We start from the raw sequence: 26,276 nt of genomic DNA on the forward strand, positions 1-26,276 counted from the left end.
ACTTCCTATTAATACTCAGTCTTTGTTGTAGCTCTGGATGCATTGAGATGAAGACTCCGAATCCTTCTTCATTAATTTTGGCACTACCCGCGCAAAAAAATATATATACGGGTCAAATTTTTAATGGATGTTTAGTGACAGCACAAAGAAATACTGATAGATTCTCTATCTGTTTTGCAATCGCTTCAGAAAAATGCAAATTAGATTTCTTTCAAAATCTCAAAACCGAAGTAATACTTCAGAAAAGAAAAGATGACTTAACATTTATCAATATTAATCTACCAAATTGTTCTGTTGGTACTGGATCACTTTTTGCAAAATATAATGCAATGTTTGCACCAGCATCATCAGTTCTGAAAGATTACATGGATATAAATGGTCCGATTCATGAAGGTGATATTCTTCTTACAAGTCTTCCTTCTTGTGGGGATTCGGGTTTTTTGGAAGCTAAATATTTAAGTGATGAATTTTTGCGTTTATTGAATTCCAATGAGCTTGGTTCAACTAATTCTGTAGAGGTAGAATTAGCAATGATAGAATCAACCACAAGTTCTTGTATTGATGATTTAAGTTTTCAAAGTAGTTTTCTACCAATCTTGACTGGAATTAGAGAAAAAAGATTTGCGCGAGGGATTCCATGTTCATTTCAAAATGATCTCAATTATGAATTATGCCCAAACCTTTAATATTAATATGTCTTTCATTTAGTTTCTGTTCCCAAGAGAATCCCATATCCAAAAATCTAGTTTTCCAAACTTACTTATCAAAATTGTATGTAGACACTAGTTACACAGGTTGCAATAAACATTCCTTATCGGAAAATATAGAATTTTCAGACCCAATAGGCGATGTCAAAATAGGATTTCTAAAACCTCCCCCTTCAAATTTAAGTTTTCAGGAATTAGCTGGTGGGAAAATTTCTATCTCAAAATACAAACTAACGCTCTCGTTAGATCTACAATCATTATCAGACACAGTGATTATAAATAATGTACCCCAAAACAATGAAGATTCTGAATTTTTTTTAGGTTATCAATTCTATGGGACAAGTGATTTAACAGTTGGAATAAATCACTTGTCAAACGGGGATAAAAAATCCGTATTTTGGAATCATTTCCAAGTGACCGTTTATGAAAATTTTGCTGCGATTGCATCCTGTGGTAATTCAATCCAAAACCAGAATACTCTAACATTTAATTGCGACAAAACGTTAATTCCTGCTCTTCAGTCGTTAAATGAAAAATCAGAATTCAATGCAGAAGTAACTGATAGATCAAGCGGAGAAATTTACAAGGATTGTTATTGATCCTTTTTGTAATCGCAAGATAAATACAATTATGCTGCCAAGAATTCGATTTCATTGAAATAAAATAGACAAAAAAGGAAAATTTGGAAAGACACGTCTTCAAGTGGTGGAGGTAGATCTTCTCGATCTGGGACTGCCCTAACGCAACGGAATCCCTTATATATTCCTTGCTTATACCCTTGTGCGCCATACAATGAACCTCGTATGGACGAGAAACAAAAACTAAAATTTATCAAAGATAATTTTTGGAAAAAAATCAAAGAAACAGGAAAGAAAATTCCTTTCTTAAAAGATGTAATCGCTATGTATTACTGCTTACTCGACGAAAACACATCTCTATCTGCCAAAGCCTCTATCGTTTTGGCATTGCTCTATTTTATCTCGCCAGTCGATGCCATCCCCGATATTATTTTGGCACTCGGATATACCGATGATGCGGGTGTAATTGCTACAACCCTACTCATCATCAAATCCCAATTAAAACCAGAACACTATGCTAAAGCAAACGAATCCTTATCGAACGAAAAGGATTCATAACAAAATACATAAGGATCATCTTCCAATCCAAAGATAGCAAGATGATCCATCTTTCTAAGATTCTATTGCCTTACGTTTCTAACTCCTTCTTAAAAGTTTAGAAAAAGAAATCTTTGAAAAGATATGTTTAAAATCCTCTTTGATTCTATACAACACAGGAACAAAGACCAAGGTCACACCGGTGGCAAAGAACAATCCCCAACCAAAAGCAAGCGAGAGTGGTTGCACAAATGGATCCAGAGTGGGTATCCCGTAGGCACTCGGCACAAGTCCAATCACAGTACTGATCGTTGTTAAAAAGATCGGTCGCAAACGAATGGCACCACCATTGATGATGGCGTCTTCAATCGACATTCCTTGCATTCGTAATTCCTCAATAAAGGTAATGAGGATAAGAGTGTTGGCCACAATGGAACCACTGAGTGCCACAATCGCAAGTGTACTCATAAAACTGAGTGGCATTCCATGTGTCATGAGCGCAAACAACACACCCACAATTCCAAAAGGAATCGATCCAATGATCACAGTAGTTGTTCCTACCGAGTTAAAAAACACGATAAAAATTCCAAAAATTACCGCAACCGCAAGTAACATCGAGATTCCTAAATCCCGAAATGACTTTCCAGCATCTTCCTGTTCACCACCAAAGATCACCGAATAGGCGTTTGCTGCATATTTATCCACATTCACAAGGTTCTTAAGTTGTCGGTTTACAAAAAGAGATGTTGTTTTATCAGTATCAACGGAAGCTTCGAGTCGCACCACACGTTGCAGGTCTTGACGGTTGATCATGGAATAATCCCGATCCTTTTCAAAATAGGCAACTTGGTTTAGAGGTATGAGTCTTCTATTTTTATTTTCCACTTTTACTAAATTCAAACTAGATACAGAATGTCTTTCTGCTTCTGGGAAACGAACGAGGATATTAATTTTATCTTCACCCTTACTGATAGTCGATGCGACTTCCCCATTAAAGGCAGTCCGAACCGATCGGGCAATGTCCCGGGCACTTACATCGGTTCTCCCTGCAATTTCATCTTTAACAAAGAATCTGTATTCTTCTTTACCAAGCTCCAAATCAATACGAATGTCAGAAACTCCATCCATTTTTTTCAATTCTTTGATGTAGAGATCAGCAATCTCTTGAATGACATCAAAATCAGCACCGCGGATCTCTAAACTCACCGGTTTTCCCACTGGTGGCCCTTTGATCCGAGCATTCACATCATAGATCATCTCTTTTGGAAAATTTCCTGAAACTTTATTTTCCTGAATATATTCCCGAATTTTTTTCACAAGAACTCTTGCATCTTCCCATTCTTTCCGATCTGCTGCTGTCACTAGCTTCATTGTTAGGTGAGAACGATGTACCTCTTGCCCTGGTTTTGGATCGGTAATAGGATTTTCATGAATTCCAATCCGGCTACGTAAATGGACAAAGTCCTTTCCCGCCATTTTGGTCACAGCAGGTTCCATTTTCTCAATAATTTCAAGGTTTTTCTGGAGTGTAGTTCCAATCGGCATCCAAACTTTAATTTCAATATCTTCTTCACTTCCTGAAGGAAACATTACGAAAGGTAAAAACCTTCCCGCGAGAAATAAGGTAAAGAAAAAGATAAATGTAAAAATCGAAAGAACAAAAATCCTGTGTTTCAAAGCAAACGTCATCGTTCGTTTGTAACCAGAAATTACATACCCAAAGGCTCCTTCTTTCTCTTCTATGGTTTCATTTTTTTTAATTTTACCTTGGTATGTTTTTGGTAAAAACTTATTTAGCCAGTTTGGTAAAAAAACAAGGGCAAACAAAAGGGAACTAGCAAGCGTTACAAGAACCACAGCAGGGATTCCCAAAATGAATTTACCAATCACCCCACTCATAAACAAAAGTGGGAAAAAAGCAGCGGATATCACTAGAAACGATACAAGTAGTGGGACTAAAACATCTTTGAAGGTCTGCAAAATAGCATCTCGCCTCTCCATCCCTTCTTGCATCAAACGATAAGTATTTTCAGCAACAACAATGGAGTTATCCACCATCATACCAAGAACCATCACCATTCCAAAAATGGTAATGGTATTGATGGTAAACCCAAACTGTTTTAGAAAGATAAAGGAAATGAGAAAGATAAAAATGATGGCAACACTAATCATAATACTTAATCTCATACCCAAAATAAAGATAAGAGAAAGTAATACTAAAACGAGCCCCGTTTCAAAATTCAAAATTAAGTCACCGAGTTGGCGACGAACATCCCTACTTTTATCATCATAAATTTTTGTTTCGACTTCTGGAAAGTTTCCTTCCATAGAAGACACTAAAGTTTTTACGGTATCTGCTGTGGTTATGATATCAGCTTGGTCCGTTTTCCAGACTCGTAAAATGATACTATTTTTTCCATTTAACTTTTCGTAGGTTTTTTCTTCTTCAAAACCATCAACTACCTTTGCTACGTCTTTCAAAACTGTCGCAAAACCCAATTCATTTCCTAAAATTGGAACAAAAAGCATATCCTTTGCTTCTTCAAAGTCACCCCTTGTACGCAATAGGTATTCAGTTCCGTTAACTTTTAATCGTCCAGAAGGAATGTTGATGTTCCGAGAGCCGAGGGCATTTAGCACTGTATTCAGACCAACTTCTTTTGCATTTAAGGCATGTGGATTAACTTCCACGAGAAACTCTCGGTTTCTATAGCCAATTTTTTCAATTTCAGCAATTTCCTTAATTTGGAAAAAGCGATCTTCAAATGCTTTTGCAGTGTCACGTAACTTCCGATAGTCGCCAATCGAATCTTTGGAATCCTCTTTTAAAGAAAGAGCAAGACTGATTACTTCTTGTTTTTCAGTGGTAATCTCCCTTACTTTCGGTTTTTGTGCATTATCAGGAAGCCGAACGGAATCAACGGCATCTTTAATATCATCCAAAACCTTCTTTGTATTTTTGGTTCCTTCAACAATAAAGACCATGATCACACTTACGTTCTCTAAGTTATAACTCCGGATTTTATCAATCTTTGCTACCGCCCGCAATTTTTTTTCAATGGGGATGGCAACCAATCGTTCAATCTCTTCGGGTGTGGCTCCCGGAAGTGGTGCTTCGATGACTATCTTATCGAGTGCCACATTCGGGAATGCCTCCCTATGCATGGAAAGTAAACGTGAAAGTCCAATCAAAACGAAAAGGACTAAAATGAATTGAATGATAAGAGTTTTATCGGTAATGAATTTTGCAATGTTCTGCATTCGCTACTTCCCAAAAAGTGAATCTAAAGACAAAAAAGTTGACTAACTGGTCAGTTTTTAATCTGAGAGGAGAAAAACAACAGATTTTGATTCGGGATCGAGAATTTCTATCTAAAGAAATATTAGCTAAGTAGGCAAATTCCGTATATCTGCTGTAACTTGTGTCAATTCATAGTCGGTCTATGTCGATTGGACAAATAAACCGAGAGGCTGGCGATTAAACCTTCCCGAACAAGAGAAGTTAGCTTCCCGCATTAGTGTGTGGAGGTTATTTTTTGGTCCTTAATGCTATTAGGTATCTAACCATTTCAGAAGTGCCTGCTTTAAATTCTCTTTTTGGACTGGTTTACTAATGTAATCATTCATTCCAATTCCAAGGCATTTCTCTTTTTCTCCAGCGATGATTCCAGCGGTCACTGCAATGATTGGCAAGTTTTTGCCGTTGGGAAGTTTTCTAATTTCTTTTGTTGCATCATATCCGTTCATCACGGGCATTTGTATGTCCATAAGGATGAGGGCTAGTGGTTCTTCTAAAAAGACTTGAATTGCCTCTTCGCCATTTTGAGCTTCTAAGATTTTAACTTCCGGCAGAATCCGTTTGATAAAATTCTTCATCAGACCAAGATTCACAGGATTGTCTTCGACTACCAAAATTTTTGAAGTTCCATCGATTGAAGATTGGAAATTTCTTCCTTTCTTCATATCGTTCGTATCCGATTCCACTAGTTTAAGCTGTGGATCAAAATCAGGAACTCTCAGTTGGATATCAAAATAGAATTCGCTCCCTTCGTTTAATTCACTTTTTAATTGCAAATCAGATTTCATTAAAGCAAGCAACTGTTTACAGATTGCCAATCCCAGGCCAGTTCCACCAAACCTACGTGTGGTGGAAAAGTCTTCCTGAGTAAAAGAATCAAATATTTTTTCTTGGCTATCTTTAGCGATTCCAATCCCAGTGTCCTTTATAGAAATTCTGAGATTTACAGGATTTGTTTCTGATATATCTAATCTTTTTACATTACATTCCACATAACCAGTTTCAGTGAATTTGATAGCATTCCCCAATAAGTTTAAAATCACTTGCCTTAAACGATTCGAATCAAACATAAGAAGCGGAGGAATGTTTTCATCTATATGAAATTGAATATCGAGTCCCTTGATGATGGCTTGGATATTCATGATTTTGATTGCTTCAAGAACCAATTTTTTTAGATTGTATGCTTCTTCTGCGAGCTGCAACTTCCCTGCTTCTGCCTTTGAAAAATCCAAGATATCATTTACAATATTAAGCAAAGCATGGGCAGATTGTTTTACAATTTGCGCATATTCGTTGTAAGATGAGTCCTCTAAAGTTTCCGCAAGTAAATCAGAGTAACCGATGATGCCATTGAGAGGGGTTCGAATTTCGTGGCTCATATTCGCTAAAAATTCCGACTTAGCACTGTAAGCTTTTTCCGCAAATTCCTTGGCAAGTTTTAATTCTAACTTTGTTTCATAGGCTTCGGTAATGTCACGAGTAAACATTAAAATTCCGCCAATACCACCACCAAGTTGGCTCCATGGACGAATTTCCCATTGAAGCACCTGGTCTTTCTCCCAACCTGGTGGCCTCCAAACATCTTCGTCTTTTTTTAAGACTTCCCCGCGTAACCCACGTGAGTGGATATCTTTCCATTGTTGGCTAATATTGGGAAAAATTTCATAATGACTTTTTCCTATGATCTCTTCCTTGGTCAAAGGGATTCTATAGTCTTCGATCCATCGTTGGCTCAGAGCTACATACCGCATTTCTTGATCTAACATAGCAACAGCGGCCGGAGCATGTTCCACAAAAGACCATAAAATTGCTGTTTGGGCGGCGAGTGCCATCTCCCATTTTTTACGTTCATTGATATCTTGGATGATTCCGTAAATTTTTACAATTTTCCCATTCTCATATTCGGCACGACCAATCGTTCGAATCCAAGTTTGGTTAGCTTTAGCTGTAACCATTTCTAATTCCAAATCGTATTCTTTCCCCTCAGCTAAAAGCAAAGATACTGCGTCAGAGATCTTTCGTTTACTTTCTTCCGATTGAAAGAATTGAATTCCACCTTCCACACTGGGGATGTAATCATCCTCAACTTCATGAATCGTTTTTGTTACATTTGTCCAACTAGCTTTATTTGTTCTTAAATCCAAATCCCAACCACCAATTTTAGCGAGACCTGCCACTTGGTCGAGTAACCGAGAGACATTTTGTAACTCCATCTCTGCTTGTAAAGACTCGGAGATATCTAAGATTTGAGAAAGATAATAAATAGGATTTCCTGAATGGTCTCGAATGATTGACTTGTTTAACACAGCCCAAATCAAATGTTTGTCTTTGGTAATATAACGTTTTTTTATTTGAAAACTTTGAATCGATCCTCTATTGAGTTTTTCTAAAAAAGAGAGTTCTAATTCTAAATCCTCTGGATGTGTGATATCAGAAATAGATTTTGTTTTCAACTCGCTCGCAGAATACCCAAGCCACTGACAAAAGATAGAATTGACTTCGATCACTTCTCCATGCGGGTTTTCAATTTCCATTCCAATACTCGAATTACGAAAGGAGGAAGAAAACAAATCTCGAGACAATTCAGTCGATTGTAAAATATGAGGATTGGCATTGTTTGGACCTTCGATGGTTGTATCCAAAACAAGAAGGATATAATTTTTACCCGATTCAGTAAACTCCTTGGGATACATGCGGAATGGAAAACCCGCACTATTGTTGGGATCAAAACAAATGCGACCAATGATAGATTCTTTCGTTCCAAGAGCTGTATCCAAACGAATGCCTGAATTTGTGAGTATACATTCCGCAGGAAAAGATTGGTCTTCCGTCATTCCCATAGATTTGGAGGCAACGGGACTGGGGTATACAATTCCAATCGATAGATCCCATACTAAAAATCCATGTAACCCGTATTCCAATACGATTTCACATAACTCTCGTTTGTCTGCAATAAATGTAACCGGATTCATTCTAACTTTTGTTTTATATTAAGTCTACTTGGCAAACCGCACAGAAAAAAGGCCTCTTAAACTCCCCACTCGATACCCACGTGCCAAATCCCCCGGGTATTCCTTTTGCAAAACCATCAAAGTATCTTTTTTGATGTCTAAATTTGGTTCCCCATGGCACTGAAGACAAAGTCCCGCTGTGGGGATGGGGATATACACTGTCACAAAGTCCTTTTTAACTACCGTCTTTGTTGGATACTCACCTTCCTTCGATTGGTTGGCACCGATTTCCAAAAAAATTCTTCTTTCCTCATCCGAAACAACATTCAACGGATTCCTTGGTTTGTCTGAAATTCGACGAAGAAGAACGTCATTTTTCATTCCCAATGCGTTGGTAAACGGCCCTGCATTTTGTTTACAGAACGGAATGGCCTGCACGGTTCCTCCCGCGGCAATGGATGTAGTCAATTTTTCAGTGAGATTTGCCTTGGCTTCTTTCGTAATGCCCTTTGCAATCGCTTCATAGTCTATCTTTTGGCAACCCAAGCTGCTCAAAAGTAAAAGCATAAAAATCAGATAACTCATATCTTTGCAGTAGATTTTTCCCATCATTAGTCCCCTAGGTGAATCTTAGTCCTTTTTTAATCTTATGCAACCGGTAAATGCTAATGGAAGAAGGCGATCCTCGTCTTCCTGAAACTGAATCAAAACAAACCATTCAGCTTAGGTGACAAGTGCAAAAAAAAGATCCGATCAATATTTGAAAAATCAACTCAATTCTAGATTAGAGCCGTTTGACAGCACGTACCAATCCGCAAATCTTGACCTTGGTTCCCTCTATGAAACAAACAAAGATTGCAATCATTGGTGCTGGTGGTCTTACCGGAAAAGAACTCACAAAACTCATCGCTCATCATCCGGGTTTTGAATTGGTACATGTTACTTCTAACCAAGTGGACGGCAAACACATCCGCGAAGTTTTCCCCGATCTCAGCCACTTACCAGATTTGAAGTTTCAAAAACACGATGCACCAGTGCCAAAAGAGGCTGGAGTTGTCCTTGCCACTCCGAATGAAGTCTCACTGGAAAAAGCTCCTCAATTCTTGAAGGAAGGTCGTAAGGTCATTGACCTATCGGGAACATTTAGACTGCACAACCAAACCAAATTTGAAAAGGCCTATCAATTTTCCCATACAGAATTTGGGATGATGGACCAAGTGGTATTTGGTTTACCAGAACTCTTTCGAGAAAAATTAAAAAATGCAAACTTTGTTTCGAATCCTGGTTGTTATGCGACCTCTGCCATTCTACCCATTGCCCTTCTTGGAGATTTAAGAAAGGAAATCCAAGGCCCAGTCATTGTCGATGCCAAATCAGGAGTCAGTGGCGCCGGTGGAAGAACAGAGGAAATCAAATTTGCTTATACGAATGTATATGAAAATTTCAGAGCCTATAAAATCCTCACCCACCAACATGAACCGGAAATGGAAGAGTATGGTTTTGTAGGAACAGAAGAGAAAGAAATTCATTTTACTCCCCACCTACTTCCGATCTATAGAGGAATCCTTGCCACAATTTATATTTCCTTTCCCAAAGGCATTCATACCAAACAAGTAGAAGAAAAATTTCAAGCTGCAGCGGCAAAAGAACCATTTGTCCGATTGTATCAAAGCCCCGAAGAAGTAGAGATCAGAAAGGTACAGAACACAAACTTTTTAGATCTAGGATTTCGCATCAAAGGAAATACCCTCGTTATCGTATCTGCATTAGACAACCTCGTCAAAGGAGCCGCAGGACAAGCCTTACAGAATTTGAATTTGATGTATGGATATCCTGAAACGGAAGGTCTTGTTACCCTTTAATCCTAACCAAATACTCGTTACCGGAGCCTTCGAGGGTGAAGTCGGAATCCTTCGTGATTCGAGAGTTTTTCCTCATCTTCGAGTGATGGGAATTGGGAACTTAGAAGCAGCTGTCAATTTATCCGATTATCTTTTTCGAAACAAAGAGATTAGGCGTATTGTTTTTTTTGGATCTTGCGGGGCCTACGAATGGAGTGGAATTCCCATAAAGTCTGTTGTGTCACCAAATCTCGTTTTTACGAAAGAACTGACACACGCATTAAAACTATCCAAACAAATCCCAGAGTCTCCTGACTCTTACGAATTGATCCCAGACAAAAACTTTCGCCCTGTTCGCTGTAATGCTCCGACGACAATCACACTCACGGAGCTAAAAACCCCGCCAGAGGACTCTTGGGTTAGTTTAGAAGTGGAAAATTTGGAACTATTTGGCATTGCGAAAGTGGCGGCTAAGTTTTCTATTTCTCTAACGGCCTATCTAGCAGTAACCAATCTTGTTGGCCCCAACGGATCAGCAGACTGGGCCAATCATTGGAAAGAGCTTTCCCATTCCTTACAGAACCAATTTTTACAGAAATGAATCGGCTCGTCACTTAGTAATGGTTTCATAGGGAATCTGTCTATATTGAAGATAGATATGCACACGTTTGCTATAGGGGGAACGCGAATTAGAATACAATTGGTACATTCAAATTTCTCCAAAGTTTGAGGGATTAAATTCAAGTATTTTTTTCATCAATAAGGAAACCAAAGGATCCCTTCTCGTTTTAACTTTTCGATGGCAAACCGGTCAGTCATTCCTGCGATATAATCACAAATGATCCGCATTCGTCCCTCTTCTTCCTCCCGATTTCTGTAAGACTCAGGAATCGATTCCGGATGAGACTCAAAATGTTTGAAGAGTAAAAATATAGTTTCTTTGCCCCTCTCACTCATCCTAGATACTTCTGGATGACGATAGAGTTTTCCAAACAAATAGGATTTGAGCTCTTTGAATTCGATCTGAAACCCTTCGGAAAATTGTACAAGTTTCTTTTGGTTCTGAAATGCAAATGACACATCCTCTCTTGAATGAATAGAATATTCTTGTAAACGACTGTCTATGCTATCAATCAAATCAGAAACCATAAGGTTGAGAAGAATCCTTCCGGCAGAGCGAGAAATGGAATCTTTGTCCGATGGATTTGTTTTTGGAAGCGAATCTTCAATTCGTTTCCACACTTTCAGTTCCTTTACATCGCTAAGTGTCAGAAGTCCACTTTCCAACCCATCTTCCAAATCATGGGCACTGTAAGTAATTTCATCAGAACTATCCACTACCATTGCTTCCAAAGAAGGGCCGGTGTCCCGCCGAACATCCGATAGGTCGGAAGTTTCATAGTCCCCTCCATGTTTCATAATCCCGAGTAAAGTTTCACCGCAAAGATTAAGACCTGGAAAATCAGGGTATCTACGTTCCAACTTTTGAACCACACGTAACGATTGTTTGTTGTGTTCAAAACCACCTTTGCCTCGCATCAGTTCCGAAAGTGCCTCTTGGCCCGCATGTCCGAAGGGAGAATGACCCAAATCATGGGCGAGAGCTATGGTTTCACTTAAATCTTCGTTGAGTCCAAGAACCTTGGAGATGGTTTTCGAAATTCCTGCGACTTCTAAGGTATGCGTGAGTCGATTGCGAAAATGATCCCCTTCCGAATACACAAAAACTTGGGTTTTGTATTCCAAACGTTTGAAGGCATGGGAATGAATGATACGATCCCTATCTCTTTGAAAGGGAAGACGATATGGATGTTCCGGTTCAGGATACTCCCTTTCGCCTGGATTTCTACTACCTACAGCATAGGGAGCAAGGATTTTTTCTTCTTCCTCTAGGAGTTCGTTTCTCCCTTTCTTCATAAATCTCTTTCCTTTTTGAACGAAACCATAAAATCAGTATAAATCCCTCATGGACTTTCTACAAACTCTAGTTTCCATTTTTATGCAATACGGTTATTTTGCCGTTTTTGGAATTCTGATCCTTTGTGGATTTGGTCTTCCGGTTCCAGAAGACATTTCCCTTACTGCTGGTGGTGTCATCTCAGGCCTTGGTTATGCCAATGTTCACATCATGTTCCTTGTGGGAATGGCTGGTGTCCTCCTCGGAGACTGTTTTGTATTTTGGCTTGGAAGTTACTATGGGGAAAAAGCACTCACCCTTCCCGTCTTAAGGACAGTCCTCCATCCAGAACGTTTTGACAAAGTTCGCGAACAATTTAAAAAATACGGACGTTGGGTGGTTTTCTTTGGGCGGTTTATGCCAGGACTACGGATGCCCATTTTCTTTACCGCTGGCACTTCCAAACAAATCAGTTTCATTCGTTTTTTATTCACAGATGGATTTGCGGCTCTTATCTCCGTTCCCATTTGGGTGTATTTGGGTTATTACGGGGCCCATAATTTTGACGAACTTATGGGTTGGGTCCGGAATGGCCAAACAATCATCCTCGGACTTGTGGGCCTAGCGATTGCCGTGGTTGTCTTCTACTGGTGGCGGAGGAAACACCGAGAAGCTCGAGGGCAAAAATGAACATCGTTTCTTTTCTATTCCGCTGTCCCTGCGCGGTTCTGTTTCCTTTTCTTGTGATTGGTTGCACCAACTATTCGACAACCGCCTCCGTCCAGGCACCTCCGACACTTATCTCCGTTGTCAATAATGGGAATTCTAATTTTACCATCAAGGTTAGGGCCCAAAACCCCGAGTTTATTTTCCAAGGTTACCGCCTCTACTCAGGAATCTCAGAAAAAGAGGTGCAAAACCCTACAGATCTTAACTTAGGGAGCGATTGTATCCTTGGACCCTCCACTCTAGTCCAACCCACTGAGTACACATTTGAAATCGATCCTTCCACTAAGGCTAACGCCACCGGGATCACTTGCCGAATTTTTGCGACACTCACGCCTGGAACCTACATTGCCATGCGCACACTTGGTCTTGCCATCAACCTACAAAATAGCAGCAGTTCGTTTAAGGTGTCGACCTCTTCGAATGCTCTTATTGTCCCTTAAAATAAAACTTTCTTGCATTTAAGTCAAATGCGTGTATTTTTTTCCGGAATCATGGGAATTCTTTGTGCATTTTTTAGAATTCATCTAAAATTTTGCCCCAAAGTCGGAACTTGAGGATACAAATAGAAAGGGATTCAGGTCCCAAAAATCTTTTGGAGGATGATACAAAATGTACCAAACGAAACATTGGTCAAAAATCGCAATGGCAGCTCTCGTGCTCGTTTCCGTGGTTGCCTGTGGAAAATCAAGACAAGTGAAAATCTCTGACTCAAATGTAGAGAGAGCCACAACCCCAGCAAAACTTCCAGCTGACTTAGAAAAATTATGGAAGAACCGACAAAACGAACAAGACCTAAGACAAGCACTTGTTGGTTTAGAAAAGTTTGCATTAGAGAATCCTCAATATGCAGATGTGAAAGTTTTACTCTGTCGCGGAAATTATCTTTTAAGTGACGGACATCTTTGGTTAAAACTGACTGGTGATGCTGAAACGGACGAAAAAGTAAAAGAAGAGTCCATCCAATTTTATGATGCAGCCGTTACTTGGTGTGAAGCTGCTCTTGCAATGAATGCAAAATTCAGAGACAAAGTTGTTAAAGATAAACTAGAGATTGAAAAAGCTTTGGATGTTCTTGGACCACAAGACATTGATGCTCTCTATTGGAGATATGCAGCTCTTGCAAAATGGTCTCGTATGGTAGGATTTACCACTCTACTTTCCAACCGTTCTAAATTCTCAGCCATGATCAACCGTGCTAAAGAAATTGAAAAAGCTATGGGTAAAGAATATTTCTACTCTGCAACACTTAGGTATGACGCAGCAAGTAATGCTCTTTCTCCGACTGGAGACAAAAAATTAGCGGACAAACTGTTCGAAGAAGCCATTGCAAAACACCCTAACTACTTTGCTGTACGTGTGTTATATGCAGAAAGTCGCCTCAAAGGAAATGAAGACAAATTCAAAAAACAATTAGAATTTGTTTTAAAAAACAAAGCGGCATCTCTACCTGAAATCGAAGCAGATCAAATCGTAGAACAACGCAAAGCAAAGAAATTACTCGACGAACTATAGTCATTTTACTAGGAGAACTAGATGTTTTTAAGACAATTAAAGTATTTAGTTTGTGTAAGTATTACCCTCACGATCAGTGGGGGTTTATTTGCTCAAACAACCGTTAAGTTGGCAACTGTAGCACCTGAAGGATCTCCATGGGCGAACGAACTTGCCAAAATCAAAAAGAAAATTGAATCGGAATCACAAGGCCAAATTAAGTTCAAAATTTATCCCGGTGGACAAATGGGTGGAGAAAACGAAATCCTCCAACAAGTCATCCGTGGAAAACTGCAAGGTGCTGGCCTCACAGCAGGTGCCCTTGCCAATACAGTCAAAGAATTAAACGTATTAGAGATTCCTTATCTATTTAATTCCTATGCACAAGCAGACTGTGTTTTAGATGACCACTTACAAGAAGACTTTCGTAAACTTTTTGAAGCAAAAGGCCTAATCTTTGTTACTTGGGCAGAAAACGGATATCGTTCCATCGGAACAAAATCAGCTCCGGTAAAAACTCCTGACGACCTAAAAGGTGTCAAAATCAGAATCCAAGAATCTCCAGTGCACATTGCCTATTGGAAACAATTGGGTGTGAGTGGAATTCCAATCGCTATCCCAGAAGTTCTTCCGTCCTTACAAACAGGTGTAGTAGAAGGTTTTGATAACACTCCTCTCTTCACTTTAGCAGCGGAATGGCAAACAGCGATTAAATACTTTACCTTAACTCGCCATATCTACCAACCAGCAGCCATCCTTTATTCAAAAAAGTTTTGGGACACTCTAAACGACGAACAAAAGAAAACTCTTATGGGCGAAGGAAACAAATTGGCTCCAGGTGCTAGACAAGCAGTTCGTTCCATCGAAAAAAACATGATCGCTACTTTAAAAAAAGCAGATGTAGTCGTGTATGAACCATCGAATGCTGATTTGGCTGGTTTTAAAGCTGCGGCAAATGCTGTTTCAGGACAAGTCATTGGTAAAATTGGTGGTCAATCGAAACAAATTTTCGATAAAATCCAAAAAGCCAAAGCGGCTTGCGGCGGATAAGTTAAGGAAGGATATAGATACATGAAATTCGTCGAACGAATTCTAAACACTTTGAGTTTCGGCGAGAAATGGGCGGGAGGGATTTGTTTCCTTCTGCTCACTCTTCTCATGATTGCGGACGTTTCCAAACGAGAAGTAATCGATAAAGTTTTCAGTTGGATTATGGATGTAACAGAAGCCTATCCGAATACCAGTTTTGCTGGTTTTGTCGGTGATTGGAGTGTATACATTGCAGAATCCATCCACGGAGGAACCTCCGGATTTTTAGAGTGGCTCGGCCTTGGTGGAATCATTTGGGCACAAAAACTTTCCCTCTATTTTATGTTATGGGGAGGACTATTTGGTTCAGCCCTTGCAAGTGCCAAAGGCTCTCATCTCCGTCCAGAAATTGCAGACAAAGTATTACCAAAAGCATTGTTGCCTTACATCAAAATTGTAGAGCAGTGGGTAATTTCTGTTTTCTTTTTATTCCTAGCTTACCTCTCTGTCATTTATGTTCTAGAAAGTATCAGTTTAGATGAAGTGAATCCCGTAACGGAACTTCACTTATGGAAAGTACAAATCATTTTTCCTTACATCTTTCTCTCTATGGGTTTTAGACATTTGTGTTATGGAATTTTTCCAGCCCTCATTCCTTCCGATATCAATGAAGCAACAGAAGCATTGGAACTTGCGGAAGCGGAACTTTTTGAACCAAACTCACGGGGGAATCGCTAATGGGTTCTTGGGGAATACTCCTACTCTTACTCGCTTTAATTTTACTCAGACAACCTTTGATTGTGCTTATGGGTGCGATCACTGTGTATTGTTATTACTTTTTACCAGACCCACCTCTTGAGTCCTTCCATGAACTCAACAGCATCATCGGGGATTTATTCTTTGCAGGTGATAAGGAAATCCTACTGGCGATTCCTCTATTCATCATTGCCGGGAATCTAATGACCCATGGAAGTATTGCTAGGCGACTCATTCGGATTGCCCAAGCGATGACTGCACCCATCCCAGCAGGCCTTGCGATTGCAGGGGTATTTTCCTGCGGAATTTTTGCTGCCATCTCTGGATCCTCTCCTGTGACTCTGATTGCCATCGGTGGACTGATGTATCCTTCCTTAACTAAGGCCGGTTACCCCACTCAGTTCTCCATGGGACTTCTTGCTTCCGGTGGAACTCTTGGGATCATCATCCCACCGAGTATTCCCATGATCGTCTATGCGATTATGGTAGGTGTTTCTGTTACCGATCTTTTCATTGCAGGGATTGGTCCTGGAATTCTCCTTATGACCCTTCTCATGATCTACTCTGTGTTACGCGCAGGGAAAGTAGGTCGAGGAAAATGGGACTGGCAAGAAATTCGCATCGCATGGAAAGAAGGTGTTCTTGCCCTTCTTATGCCAGTGGTCATCCTCGGTGGAATTTACTCTGGATTTTTTACAGCAACGGAATCGGCAGCCATCGCAGTTTTTTATGCCATCCTTGTAGAAGTGTTCATCCATAAAGAACTCAGTTTTCCTAAGATCCCTAAGATCATGGCGGAAAGTGCCGAGATGCTCGGGATTCTATTTCTCATTCTTATCCTTGCGGTAAGTTTGAACAAGTTCATGATCGAAAACGAAATTCCTCAGAATTTAGTAGCGACTATGTCTGGTCTCATTTCAAGCCCAGTCACCTTTCTCATTGGTGTAAACATATTGTTACTGATCGTGGGAATGTTCATGGATATCATGAGTGCGATTCTTGTTCTTGCACCTCTCCTGGCACCAATGGCTGTGAACTATGGAATCAACCCAGTTCACTTCGGAATCATTATGATTGTGAATTTGGAAATTGGATATTTAACTCCACCAGTAGGTGTAAACTTATTTGTGGCTTCTGGTATCTTCAAACAACCGTTAGGTAAAGTCATCCAATCGGTAGCACCGATTGTAGGGCTCTTTCTGATTGGCCTTGTTCTCATCAGTTGGATTCCAGACATTTCGCTCGGTCTTTTAGGTGGAGAAGCGGCAGCACCAACACCGTAATCGAAACTTAATGAATCGATGATTCTTTTTGCTGGAATGGCTCGGACTTCCAATCAGTTCGCATGGCAAAAAGAATCAGAATCAGGAATAAAAAAAGCCGGGGATTTTCTCCGGTTTTTTTTTAACTCCACCAAACTTTAAGGCGTTCCAAAGAATCTTTGGCATCTTTTGCCCAAAGACTTGTAGAATGCTTTTTTAAAATCTCTGTATAGACAGAAAGAACGGGTTCTAAGTCCTTTCTCAGTTGAACCAATTCCTTATTTAAGTTTTCCGAAAGTTCAATGGGATGGAGATCTCGTTTTTCATAATAACGCAAAATGGCTTTGGTTTCCTTTTCCTTGGCCTGCTTGTATTCATGAAATATTGGATCTTTAGAAGGTTTGACCGAAGGACTGTTTGTATCTGCATCTCCATACCGACCTCCACTTCCTTCGGCCACAACTTCCTCTTCGGGATGGATGAGAAGATAGTCTTTTAAGGATTCGTAATGTTTATTTAGTTCTAAAAACATAACATCACTTGTAAATTCGCCGGAATCAGGATGGTATTTTTTTGCTAGTTTGTGATAGGATTCCTTGAGTTCGGATTCCGTAAATCCGGGAGAGAGGCCTAAAAAATGGAGGGAATCATTTAACAGTAATTTTTTGTCCATGAGAGACCGGAGGACTGCATCAAATGTGATTTCAATCTACGTTTGATACTGAATTCCCAGTATTCTTTTTTACTCTCATTCATTTCGAAAACAAGCAATTCTTGCACTTTCTCTTGTAGATTTCTAGCCTCATCCAATCTTTCAAAAACAGTTTCCGAAATGGCAATCTCATCTTCTGAGTACACTTCCATTTCCTGTCTTTCCCAAAGTTCCCGGTCGACTTCTTCCAACTTCCTTACATAAGTCTCATTTTTAAACTCCAACTTCACTGCTGTATCCGCATCTCTGTAAGAAAGTAATTCTTCTTCTCTTTTCAAATTGGAGATAAGAGAATCTAAGTATTGGATTTTTTTCTGTAAAAGTTGTTTGGTAGTTTGTTTGGATGAAGTCATAGATTTGTAAGTATTCAATTATCCAGTAATCGAAATTCCTGTAGGCCGTGTGCCGGGAGCTGTATTTGGGTTGGGAGTGTCTTTTTTTTCTAACTCTTCCCAGGAGATTTTTAACTCGATGAGGATTTTGATACACTCTTCGATGATCACTTTGTCCTTGAGCATATTCGCTTCTAACAAACGTTTCTTCAAATAAACATATAAGGACAAGAGGTTATTTGCCACTTCTTTCCCCTCTTCCATATTGAGAGAAAGTAGAAGTTCGGTAATGATGTCTTGGGTTTTGATGATATTGTTGTTCACAACATCATACTTTCTGGGAGTCATATTGTCTTTTGCCACACCAAGGAATCGGATGGCTCCGTCGAAGAGCATCACAATCAATTTGATTTGGCTAACGGTAGATATCTCATTGGCTTTGTATTCATTGTAAGCAGAGGCACCGGTTTTTCTCGCAAGCGACATTTTTTTCTCCTGAGTATTCCCATCGACCAAAAAGGATACTTGCTTAATGACCCAAGTGAATATTCTTAGAATATCAGATGGGAAAAATAAAACGTGTCGTTTTTTTGGCCTCAGGAAGAGGATCCAATTTTACCGCTTCCGTCGAGTACATTCGAAAAAAAAAGCTAAAGCTCGACCTGGTTGCCCTTGTAACAGACAACCCAGAGGCCAAAGCTCTAGGGATCGCCAAATCCTTTGGAATTCCTACAAAAGTCATTCCTTACGCCACCTATGCTCAAAAAACCGACTACCATAAGGATTTACTCGGCGAGGTGGAAAACCTGAATCCCGACCTCATTGTGGCTTGCGGGTACATGCGGATCCTAAAATCTGAATTTGTCCGTCGGTTTCGAAATAAGATCATCAATGTCCACCCCAGTCTTCTCCCGGCCTTTCCCGGTCTCGATTCCCAAAAGCAGGCCCTAGATTACGGAGTGAAAGTGGCAGGTTGTACGGTTCATTTTGTGGAGGAAGGTGTGGACACAGGTCCCATCATATTGCAAAAAGCGATTGCCATTGCCCCCGAGTGGACTGAAAAAGAACTATCCCTTGCAATCCTTACGGAAGAACATAAAATCCTTCCTCTCGCTATACAACTGTTTTGTGAAGATAAATTAAAAATCAAAGAACGAAAGGTAGAAATCCTAAAATGATCGAAATCAAAAGAGCACTCGTATCCGTATCCGACAAAGCCGGAATTACGGAAATCTGTTCCTTCTTAGCGAAAAACGGTGTGGAAATTCTTTCCACCGGTGGAACCTATGATGCCCTCTCCAAAGCAGGAATCCCTGTCAAAAAAGTAGATGAGTTTACTGGTTTTCCAGAAATCCTCCACGGCCGAGTGAAAACTCTCCATCCAAAAATCCATGGCGGACTTCTGGGTGATACCACAAACCCCGACCATGTGAAACAAATGGAGAGCAATGGAATTGTTCCCATCACGCTTGTGATTGTGAATTTGTATCCGTTTGTCAAAACAGTAATGAAACCAGATGTCACACTGGAAGATGCCATTGAAAACATTGATATCGGTGGACCATCTATGCTCCGTTCGGCGGCAAAAAATCATAAAAACGTAGTGGTCCTCACAGATCCAAAAGACTATGAATCTTTCCAATCAGAGTTTACAGCGAACAAAGGAAAAATTTCTCGGGAAACTGCATTTCAATATGCCGCCAAAGTATTTTCCGAAACTGCCTCTTACGATTCAGCGATCTCCACATTTTTTAATAAAAAACTCGATATCAAATACCCTGATAAAATCACTTTAGCATTTAACAAAAAACAAAAACTTCGTTACGGCGAAAACCCACACCAAGACGCCGCGTTCTACGAACCGCTATTTATCAAATCACAGTTTGAAGCCTTACAAGGAAAAGAACTCTCTTTCAATAATATGTTGGATTTTGATGCGGCCTTCCATGTAGCAAGTCTACTTCCAAAAAATGCAGTTTCCATCGTAAAACATTTAAATCCTTGTGGGATAGCTTTTGGCGAAACGGTTTTAGAATCTTTTGAACTTGCAAGAAAAACAGATCCTATTTCTGCTTTTGGTGGAATCATCGGAATCCATGGCCGTGTGGAAAAAGAATCTGCCGAAGAAATGACAAAAAACTTTGTGGAAGGAGTCATTGCCGAAAGTTTTTCAGACGAAGCATTGGAGATTTTCGCAAAAAAACCTAACGTTCGTTTGATCCCCATAGCCAAATTTGATGAAGCACTAGACGAACTTGATTTACGTTCCCTGCATCATGGCCTACTCATTCAAAATCGCGACTATGATTTGATTACCAGAGACAAATTAAAAATTGTTTCCAAAAAACAACCAACGGCAGATGACTTAGAAGGTTTGATGTTTGCTTGGAACTGTGTGAAGTTTATCAAATCCAATGCCATTGTCTATACCGACCAAAACTCTACACTTGGAATTGGGGCCGGACAAATGTCTCGCGTGGACTCGGTCGAACTCGGCGCCACGAAAGCCCAAAAAGTAGGCCTCTCTGTTGTGGGTTCTTATGTGGGCAGTGATGCCTTCTTTCCTTTCCGTGATGGGATCGATGCCATTGCCAAAGTAGGTGCGAAAGCAATCATCCAACCAGGTGGATCCATCCGAGACGAAGAAGTAATCCAAGCAGCTGACGAACATGGGCTTATCATGGTCTTTACTAGAATGAGGCATTTCCGTCACTAATGGAATTTTTTCTTTTCCTCCTATTTCTCACATTCTTTTGTTTGGTGACGGCTGTAATAGTTTATTACGTTAAGATACTTTTCTTTTCTGCCAAAACCAATTACAGAAGGGAAGAACTAACAGACATTCGTGGGGATGTATTCCGCATTTGCCTGGATGTTTTGGAATCGGGAGGAAACTTGGTCTATGGAGTCGTATCCTTTTTAGGAGCCGCCCTCTTTGTTTGGCTTTGGTCGCTTCTTGGATCCTTACTCGGAGAGAAGGGACCTGGAGCCTTCGAACATATCTTCCATATACCGATTTTCTTTTTGGCCGTTTTCTTTTCCTTCCCCTTCCTGAAAGAAGCCTACAAAGGAGAACGAACCCTTAAGCTGGTCAAACCCGTTCTCTCCGGTCTTGCTCTTGGAAATTTATCAGCGGGGGCTGTCCACTATGGTCTCGACCGAGACCTCTTCTTTTTGTTTTACCTCCTCCTCCTCCTCTTACAAATTCCTATTCTAGTCTTTCTCTGGAACCGAGAACCAATCTTCGGTATGAGTTTTGAGGAAAGTCCATCCGCTTTCTATGAATCAGAAGACGATTGGGGTTCTCCCACCTCATCAGCGGATCCAGCAACAAATAACGATTGGGAAGCAGAGGAAGATGGACCCTTTACCAACGAGGCAGATGACTTCGGGCTCGGAGACGACCCATTCCCGGACGAATTTAAGTAAGAAACCGGTTCTCTTTTTTCCTCCTTCGGCCGATAGAAATGATATGAAGAAATACCTATTTTTCCTTCTTTTTTGCCTACCAGGATTCCTTTCTGCTCAAACTGAAATTCCCAATAGTTTGGATGGATTTGCAGAAGCTTCTTGGGGGATGACCTTTGAATCCATCCGCGAAAAATTTTTGTCTATGGCAACCAATCCGGAATCAAAGGAAAAAATCGAACTCTTAAATGAAAAGAAAGAAGAAAGTCTTCTTATCAAACGGAATGGAATCTTCTACCTGTATCGTTTTTATAAAACACCGGAACTATTGAAAGAAGTTCGCCCGAAACGAGAGGGCGCAGCAGAAGCCGACCCTAGTATCGATGGGCAGACAGAATTCCGTGAAAATGGAATTCTATTTTCTGTGGGTGTCACATTCAATTTGGTTCCTACAGAAAAAATTAAAGAAAAAATGGAAAAGAAATATGGCAAACCCAGAAAGGAATCCATTGGGGATGATAAGGTTTCTGGAGCTGCCATTTGGGAACTTGTGGAAAGAAGAGAGAACCCTCCCCGCGGTGGATTTGCTGTAGTTTGGAGAGAAGGTTACAAAAAAGCACCTTACACACGTAGGATTGATTACTTTTCTGCCAATCTCAAAGAGGTCATCGCCAAGGATTATGTAGATTTCTTCAGCGTTCAAGAAACAAAAACCTTGCGGGATTTAATCCCGTAGTTACCCTGTCTCGTGAGGCTTGGCAAACCAATGCCAAGCATACGAGGCAAAATGAATTTATTTTTAGACACAGCCAACATAGACGAAATTAAAAAAGTCCATGAACTTGGTCTCCTAGATGGGATCACCACGAACCCATCCATCATCGCAAAATCCGGCCGTAAGTTCACGGAAGTCATCAAAGAAATTTGTAGTTTTGTAAAAGGTCCTGTGAGTGCCGAAGTTCTTGCAACAGACGCACCAACTATGATCAAAGAAGGTTTAGAGCTTTCTAAAATTGCAGAAAACGTAGTCGTAAAGGTTCCACTCATCCCAGAAGGAATCAAAGCTGTGAAAGCATTCTCCGAACAAGGAATCCAAACCAACGTAACCCTTTGTTTCACCGCTAACCAAGCCCTACTTGCAGCCAAAGCTGGTGCCAGTTATATCTCTCCATTTGTGGGTCGTTTGGATGATATTGGATATGATGGATTGGAACTCATTTCTGAGATCCGAGATATTTATGACAACTACGGAATCGAAACACAAATCCTTGCAGCATCGGTTCGCCACCCCATCCACTTCAAAGAAGTAGCTCTTCGTGGTGCTGACTGTGTCACATTACCTTATTCTGTGTTTGAAATGCTTTTCAAACACCCACTCACTGATAGTGGCCTTGCAAAGTTTGTAGAAGATTCAAAAAAACTAAACTGGTAAAAATCTAAAACCACACCACCGGATACTTTCGGTGGTGGACCAAATTATTCACAACAAGAGCATTTACAAGTAGAATCAAAACTCCGATTAGAACCGGAAATAAGATAAAATCCACTCCTACCCCTCCAAGCACACCAATCATAGCCGTCGCACCACCTGGTGGATGTAAGGTGTGAGTCCAATACATTACAAAAATCGAAAGTCCCACAGAAAATCCAATGGTGAAAAAATTGGTTCCGAGTGTAGCAACAAGAATCACCGCTATGGTCGCGGAAATCAAATGTCCCCCAATTAAATTTCTGGGTTGGGAAAGAGGCGCATCTGGCACGGCAAATAAAAGCACTGCCGTTGCCCCGAACGAACCAATGAGAAGCGAATGTCCGGACAAATTTGTAATGGCAAGAATGGACCAGATCGATACAGTACTGCTAATCAAACTCCATATCGCAAACCGCAAGGAACGTTCTTTGCGTTTTACGGTAAGAGGTGCTTTGATTTTATTTGGTAAACTTTTAAATCTACTTTTCAGCGTAGTTCACCCAAATCTCTTTCATCTGGTCGATAAAACAAAATGCAGATTGGTGAGAAGCATCGTTAAATAAATCGCAAGTTCCATCTTTGTTCCAATTCAATGGATAAGCACCATAGGAAGTACTGAGTGATTCCATCGGATCCCACCAAACTTCCTTTATATGAAATTTCTCATAATACTTATAATAATCACCATATACCTTAGGCCAAAGAACAAGGGTTTTGATATGATTCTTCTTTGTTAACTCCAAAAATGCTTCCACATAAGGTTTCTGTGATTCACCCAGTGAATAAGTGCTCATATACAAACTTCCGATACGCAGGGTATCTTTTTTGATTTTTTCTATGGGGTTGGACTGCACCCCATAGATCAAATACTCTCCCTTTGTATAATTGATGAGTTGGAACTCTTGGTTATACTTAGATTTGTATTCTCTTAGTTTTCCTTGTTTGACCCTTGAGCTAAAGAGGGAAAGGTTTAACTCCACACTGCGAATGACAAAGAGTTTATCCAAAAAGAATTTCCATTTTTCTTTTAGAGGAATGTCTTTCCAAACTATGTCCAAACAATCCTTGTCACATCCCATTCGTAAAAACGGCGACAAGATAAATCCTTTATTGTCATCGAAGGCTTCTGGACTGAGTGATAGAATCACAAACTCAGGTTTGACCCCCGAATCCAAAATTCTTTTTAATTGGATATAGGAATTCATTGGAATTCCTTGAGGGCTACTGAAATTGTATAGAGTCCAATCTTTACGGTAAGGATCAGGGATTCCTAATTCAGAAAAAGGATAAGAACGCGAATCCCCAAAAACAAGTGTCAGTTTCTTTTCATCAATTTCCTTGTCACTTAATAGTCGCTTGGCGAGCACTGTTCGTTGGAAATAAAAAACAGAATTGCCTGCTTGTAGGAACTCCCCATGAAAGACTGGCAAAAGGAAAATTTTATCTACCAAAAAGACAAATAAAAAAAGAAACACTGGATACAATAAAAACGGTTTTGATTTCAAAAACACAAATCCCCTAACCTCACCATTTTAAGACCGGATTGGATTCTTCAACCAAATTAAGAAGCCGGTTTTCCGAGAACCTGCTCTTCAGTCACCACTTTGTATTTTCCTTCTTCCAAAACAAAGTCTCTCAAATCCAACTTTCCAATCCGAATCCGATAAAGATCAAGCACTACCATTTCCTTTGCCTTACACATTCTGCGGATTTGGCGTTTTTTCCCTTCTTTTAAAATAATACTGAGATAACTTGTAAAACCTGGAGGAGTTTTTTCTGGAACTACACCTGCTGGTTTTACGGCAAGAGCACGGAGAGTTTCTCCCCCCTCCCGTACACCTAACATAAATTCATCGGCAATGGGTTTCCATGCAACAGGTTGTTTTAAACTGATGATATACTCTTTATCAATTTTGTTTCGCGGGTGTGTGACCTTTTGGATAAAGTCCCCATCTATAGACAAAAGCAAAAGTCCCCGGGAATCTAAGTCCAAGCGCCCAGCATAATTGTATTTTTGAAAGGCTTCCGGTAGAAGTGAGAAGATGGTATTCTCATGGAACTTGTCTTCGTGCGAAGTTAAATAACCGGGAGGTTTGTTGAAGGCGATAATTTTCGGCCGTTTCAAAGACTCCTCTTCCATTTGTACCGATTTTCCATCAAAACTGATGGAATCGGTATCTTCGACTTGAAAGGAAAGATCTGTTATGGTACTTCCGTTGACTTTGATTCGGCCTGCGAGGACCAATTCTTCAACTTTCCGACGGGAACCGAGACCTAATTTGGCTAGAAATGCGTTGATCCTCATGATTTTCCATTTTACAAAGTGGCCTCATTTCAAAAAGTCTAAAGAAGGTATGAATCCGTTAAAAAAGAAACCTCGCTCTAAAAATATCAGCCCCAGGATCCACCTTCCCGAGTGGATGAAAGTGCGAGTGAGTTTTCCGACAGAGGGGGATGCCCTAAGTCTGGTTCGGGAAGAGGTGGAATCGAAAAAACTTCATACTGTTTGTGAGTCTGCTAGCTGCCCTAACCTCAACCATTGTTGGAATCGGCGCACAGCAACCTATATGCTTTCTGGAGACATTTGTACAAGACGATGCCAGTACTGTGACGTGGCTTTCGGAAAACCGAACGCTTTGGATTTAGATGAACCAGAACGAGTGGCAAGGTCTGTGGCGGAACTTGAACTTCGGCATGTGGTTCTTACCGCTGTCAATCGGGATGATTTAAAAGATGGGGGAGCTGCCCACTTTGCTGAAACCATTACTAAAATCAAATCTTACCGTCCAGAATGTTCGATAGAAGTGCTCATCCCAGATTTTAAAGCCAAAGAAGATTCTTTACAGATCCTCTACGCCTCAAAACCCAATATCATCAACCATAACATTGAAACCGTGGAACGATTGTTTCCCACAATCACTCCTCAGAAGAACTACAAACGTTCGCTTACAGTTCTTTCGCATATTGCAAAACATGGTTTCCTAACGAAAAGTGGGCTTATCCTCGGACTTGGAGAGAAGGAAGAGGATGTAAAACAATGTTTAGAGGACCTGTTCGCAAACGGAGTTCGGATGCTGACCATTGGCCAATACTTACAGCCTGGACCCACCCATTATCCGGTTCAGGAATTTATCAAACCAGAAACTTTCCAATATTGGAAAGAGTATGCTTACAAAACGGGATTCAAAACCGTAGCCTCGGGACCCTTGGTTCGCTCCTCTTACCATGCTGATGAATATTTTTCAGACGAAGCAACCGATTAGTCCGAAAGATAAAG

General features: G+C 40.3%; 28 protein-coding genes. 17 read left to right on the plus strand and 11 right to left on the minus strand.

What is annotated here, in order from left to right:
* Positions 1-47 precede the first annotated feature (47 nt).
* The 3 genes from LEP1GSC195_RS07040 to LEP1GSC195_RS07050 all read left to right on the plus strand — a co-directional run bounded on the left by LEP1GSC195_RS07040 (position 48) and on the right by LEP1GSC195_RS07050 (position 1,843).
* Positions 48-686 carry a hypothetical protein gene (locus tag LEP1GSC195_RS07040; protein ID WP_051122359.1) on the plus strand — a complete coding sequence of 213 codons (639 nt, stop codon included), beginning with the start codon at positions 48-50 and terminating at the stop codon, positions 684-686.
* A gap of 83 nt (positions 687-769) precedes the next feature.
* Positions 770-1,306, plus strand: coding sequence for a hypothetical protein (locus LEP1GSC195_RS07045; RefSeq protein ID WP_156827642.1), 537 nt, complete (start codon positions 770-772; stop codon positions 1,304-1,306).
* Between the two features lie 204 nt (positions 1,307-1,510).
* Positions 1,511-1,843 (plus strand): YkvA family protein, encoded by a 333-nt coding sequence (locus tag LEP1GSC195_RS07050; protein WP_015682007.1) that lies wholly within the window; start codon positions 1,511-1,513, stop codon positions 1,841-1,843.
* 78 nt (positions 1,844-1,921) lie between these two features.
* Here the strand turns inward: LEP1GSC195_RS07050 and LEP1GSC195_RS07055 are convergent, their stop codons facing one another.
* The 3 genes from LEP1GSC195_RS07055 to LEP1GSC195_RS07065 form a co-directional block, all read right to left on the minus strand.
* Entirely contained in the window at positions 1,922-5,083 is a 3,162-nt protein-coding gene (locus LEP1GSC195_RS07055) for an efflux RND transporter permease subunit (protein WP_015680889.1), read from the minus strand.
* Positions 5,084-5,374: 291 nt separating this feature from the next.
* Positions 5,375-8,092: a PAS domain S-box protein gene (locus LEP1GSC195_RS07060; RefSeq protein ID WP_015680849.1), complete on the minus strand. Its 2,718-nt coding sequence runs from the start codon at positions 8,090-8,092 to the stop codon at positions 5,375-5,377.
* 24 nt (positions 8,093-8,116) lie between these two features.
* On the minus strand, positions 8,117-8,680 hold the full coding sequence (locus tag LEP1GSC195_RS07065; protein ID WP_015682736.1) for a Tll0287-like domain-containing protein: 564 nt from the start codon (positions 8,678-8,680) through the stop codon (positions 8,117-8,119).
* Positions 8,681-8,910: 230 nt separating this feature from the next.
* Between LEP1GSC195_RS07065 and argC the strand changes: the two genes are divergently transcribed.
* Together argC and LEP1GSC195_RS07075 are read left to right on the plus strand one after the other, a co-directional pair.
* Positions 8,911-9,933: an N-acetyl-gamma-glutamyl-phosphate reductase gene (gene argC, locus LEP1GSC195_RS07070; protein ID WP_015682193.1), complete on the plus strand. Its 1,023-nt coding sequence runs from the start codon at positions 8,911-8,913 to the stop codon at positions 9,931-9,933.
* Positions 9,920-10,513, plus strand: a complete 594-nt coding sequence (locus LEP1GSC195_RS07075; RefSeq protein ID WP_015681113.1) for a nucleoside phosphorylase-I family protein — start codon at positions 9,920-9,922, stop codon at positions 10,511-10,513. Before argC ends, LEP1GSC195_RS07075 begins: the two co-directional genes overlap by 14 nt.
* Before the next feature lie 9 nt (positions 10,514-10,522).
* Here the strand turns inward: LEP1GSC195_RS07075 and LEP1GSC195_RS19695 are convergent, their stop codons facing one another.
* Both LEP1GSC195_RS19695 and LEP1GSC195_RS07080 read right to left on the minus strand, forming a co-directional pair.
* Positions 10,523-10,621, minus strand: a complete 99-nt coding sequence (locus tag LEP1GSC195_RS19695) for a glutathione S-transferase N-terminal domain-containing protein (RefSeq protein ID WP_232227729.1) — start codon at positions 10,619-10,621, stop codon at positions 10,523-10,525.
* 47 nt (positions 10,622-10,668) lie between these two features.
* Complete coding sequence (locus LEP1GSC195_RS07080; RefSeq protein WP_015680619.1) at positions 10,669-11,829, minus strand: deoxyguanosinetriphosphate triphosphohydrolase; 1,161 nt, start codon at positions 11,827-11,829, stop codon at positions 10,669-10,671.
* A gap of 49 nt (positions 11,830-11,878) precedes the next feature.
* Here LEP1GSC195_RS07080 and LEP1GSC195_RS07085 point away from each other — a divergent pair, with 49 nt between their 5' ends.
* From LEP1GSC195_RS07085 to LEP1GSC195_RS07110, 6 genes are all read left to right on the plus strand, one after another.
* Positions 11,879-12,499: a DedA family protein gene (locus LEP1GSC195_RS07085; RefSeq protein WP_015680836.1), complete on the plus strand. Its 621-nt coding sequence runs from the start codon at positions 11,879-11,881 to the stop codon at positions 12,497-12,499.
* Positions 12,496-12,978: an LIC11661 family lipoprotein gene (locus LEP1GSC195_RS07090; RefSeq protein ID WP_040506528.1), complete on the plus strand. Its 483-nt coding sequence runs from the start codon at positions 12,496-12,498 to the stop codon at positions 12,976-12,978. The genes LEP1GSC195_RS07085 and LEP1GSC195_RS07090 overlap by 4 nt, the downstream gene beginning before the upstream one ends.
* Positions 12,979-13,147: 169 nt before the next feature.
* Positions 13,148-14,050 (plus strand): TRAP transporter TatT component family protein, encoded by a 903-nt coding sequence (locus LEP1GSC195_RS07095; protein WP_015681493.1) that lies wholly within the window; start codon positions 13,148-13,150, stop codon positions 14,048-14,050.
* A gap of 21 nt (positions 14,051-14,071) precedes the next feature.
* On the plus strand, positions 14,072-15,079 hold the full coding sequence (gene dctP / locus LEP1GSC195_RS07100) for a TRAP transporter substrate-binding protein DctP (protein WP_015682325.1): 1,008 nt from the start codon (positions 14,072-14,074) through the stop codon (positions 15,077-15,079).
* Between the two features lie 21 nt (positions 15,080-15,100).
* A complete protein-coding gene (locus tag LEP1GSC195_RS07105; RefSeq protein WP_015680526.1) occupies positions 15,101-15,796 on the plus strand; it encodes a TRAP transporter small permease in 696 nt (231 codons plus the stop codon).
* Complete coding sequence (locus LEP1GSC195_RS07110) at positions 15,796-17,097, plus strand: TRAP transporter large permease (protein ID WP_015680762.1); 1,302 nt, start codon at positions 15,796-15,798, stop codon at positions 17,095-17,097. Before LEP1GSC195_RS07105 ends, LEP1GSC195_RS07110 begins: the two co-directional genes overlap by 1 nt.
* Before the next feature lie 121 nt (positions 17,098-17,218).
* Here the strand turns inward: LEP1GSC195_RS07110 and LEP1GSC195_RS07115 are convergent, their stop codons facing one another.
* From LEP1GSC195_RS07115 to fliS, 3 genes are read right to left on the minus strand one after another with little or no spacing between them, the layout of a single operon-like run.
* Positions 17,219-17,749 carry a J domain-containing protein gene (locus LEP1GSC195_RS07115; RefSeq protein ID WP_015681295.1) on the minus strand — a complete coding sequence of 177 codons (531 nt, stop codon included), beginning with the start codon at positions 17,747-17,749 and terminating at the stop codon, positions 17,219-17,221.
* Entirely contained in the window at positions 17,728-18,141 is a 414-nt protein-coding gene (locus LEP1GSC195_RS07120) for a thioredoxin domain-containing protein (protein WP_015682536.1), read from the minus strand. Before LEP1GSC195_RS07120 ends, LEP1GSC195_RS07115 begins: the two co-directional genes overlap by 22 nt.
* Positions 18,142-18,159: 18 nt before the next feature.
* On the minus strand, positions 18,160-18,606 hold the full coding sequence (fliS, locus tag LEP1GSC195_RS07125; protein ID WP_015681737.1) for a flagellar export chaperone FliS: 447 nt from the start codon (positions 18,604-18,606) through the stop codon (positions 18,160-18,162).
* Between the two features lie 77 nt (positions 18,607-18,683).
* On the opposite strand from fliS, the gene purN reads away from it, so the two are divergent.
* From purN to fsa, 5 genes are read left to right on the plus strand one after another with little or no spacing between them, the layout of a single operon-like run.
* A complete protein-coding gene (gene purN, locus LEP1GSC195_RS07130; protein ID WP_015682513.1) occupies positions 18,684-19,298 on the plus strand; it encodes a phosphoribosylglycinamide formyltransferase in 615 nt (204 codons plus the stop codon).
* A complete protein-coding gene (gene purH / locus LEP1GSC195_RS07135; protein WP_015680522.1) occupies positions 19,295-20,836 on the plus strand; it encodes a bifunctional phosphoribosylaminoimidazolecarboxamide formyltransferase/IMP cyclohydrolase in 1,542 nt (513 codons plus the stop codon). Before purN ends, purH begins: the two co-directional genes overlap by 4 nt.
* Entirely contained in the window at positions 20,836-21,549 is a 714-nt protein-coding gene (locus tag LEP1GSC195_RS07140) for a hypothetical protein (protein WP_015681447.1), read from the plus strand. The genes purH and LEP1GSC195_RS07140 overlap by 1 nt, the downstream gene beginning before the upstream one ends.
* A 43-nt stretch (positions 21,550-21,592) precedes the next feature.
* Positions 21,593-22,264 carry a hypothetical protein gene (locus LEP1GSC195_RS07145; RefSeq protein ID WP_015681281.1) on the plus strand — a complete coding sequence of 224 codons (672 nt, stop codon included), beginning with the start codon at positions 21,593-21,595 and terminating at the stop codon, positions 22,262-22,264.
* Positions 22,265-22,315: 51 nt separating this feature from the next.
* Positions 22,316-22,960: a fructose-6-phosphate aldolase gene (fsa, locus tag LEP1GSC195_RS07150; protein ID WP_040506530.1), complete on the plus strand. Its 645-nt coding sequence runs from the start codon at positions 22,316-22,318 to the stop codon at positions 22,958-22,960.
* A 4-nt stretch (positions 22,961-22,964) separates the two neighbouring features.
* On the opposite strand, the gene LEP1GSC195_RS07155 is transcribed toward fsa, so the two are convergent.
* From LEP1GSC195_RS07155 to LEP1GSC195_RS07165, 3 genes are all read right to left on the minus strand, one after another.
* Entirely contained in the window at positions 22,965-23,417 is a 453-nt protein-coding gene (locus LEP1GSC195_RS07155; RefSeq protein WP_015682275.1) for an HPP family protein, read from the minus strand.
* A 61-nt stretch (positions 23,418-23,478) separates the two neighbouring features.
* Positions 23,479-24,504 (minus strand): DUF1574 domain-containing protein, encoded by a 1,026-nt coding sequence (locus LEP1GSC195_RS07160; RefSeq protein ID WP_040506993.1) that lies wholly within the window; start codon positions 24,502-24,504, stop codon positions 23,479-23,481.
* 56 nt (positions 24,505-24,560) lie between these two features.
* Positions 24,561-25,304 carry a pseudouridine synthase gene (locus LEP1GSC195_RS07165; RefSeq protein WP_015682137.1) on the minus strand — a complete coding sequence of 248 codons (744 nt, stop codon included), beginning with the start codon at positions 25,302-25,304 and terminating at the stop codon, positions 24,561-24,563.
* Between the two features lie 49 nt (positions 25,305-25,353).
* Between LEP1GSC195_RS07165 and lipA the strand changes: the two genes are divergently transcribed.
* Positions 25,354-26,262: a lipoyl synthase gene (gene lipA, locus LEP1GSC195_RS07170; RefSeq protein ID WP_040506995.1), complete on the plus strand. Its 909-nt coding sequence runs from the start codon at positions 25,354-25,356 to the stop codon at positions 26,260-26,262.
* Positions 26,263-26,276 lie beyond the last annotated feature (14 nt).

It is taken from the genome of Leptospira wolbachii serovar Codice str. CDC, from assembly GCF_000332515.2.
Lineage (GTDB): Bacteria > Spirochaetota > Leptospiria > Leptospirales > Leptospiraceae > Leptospira_A > Leptospira_A wolbachii.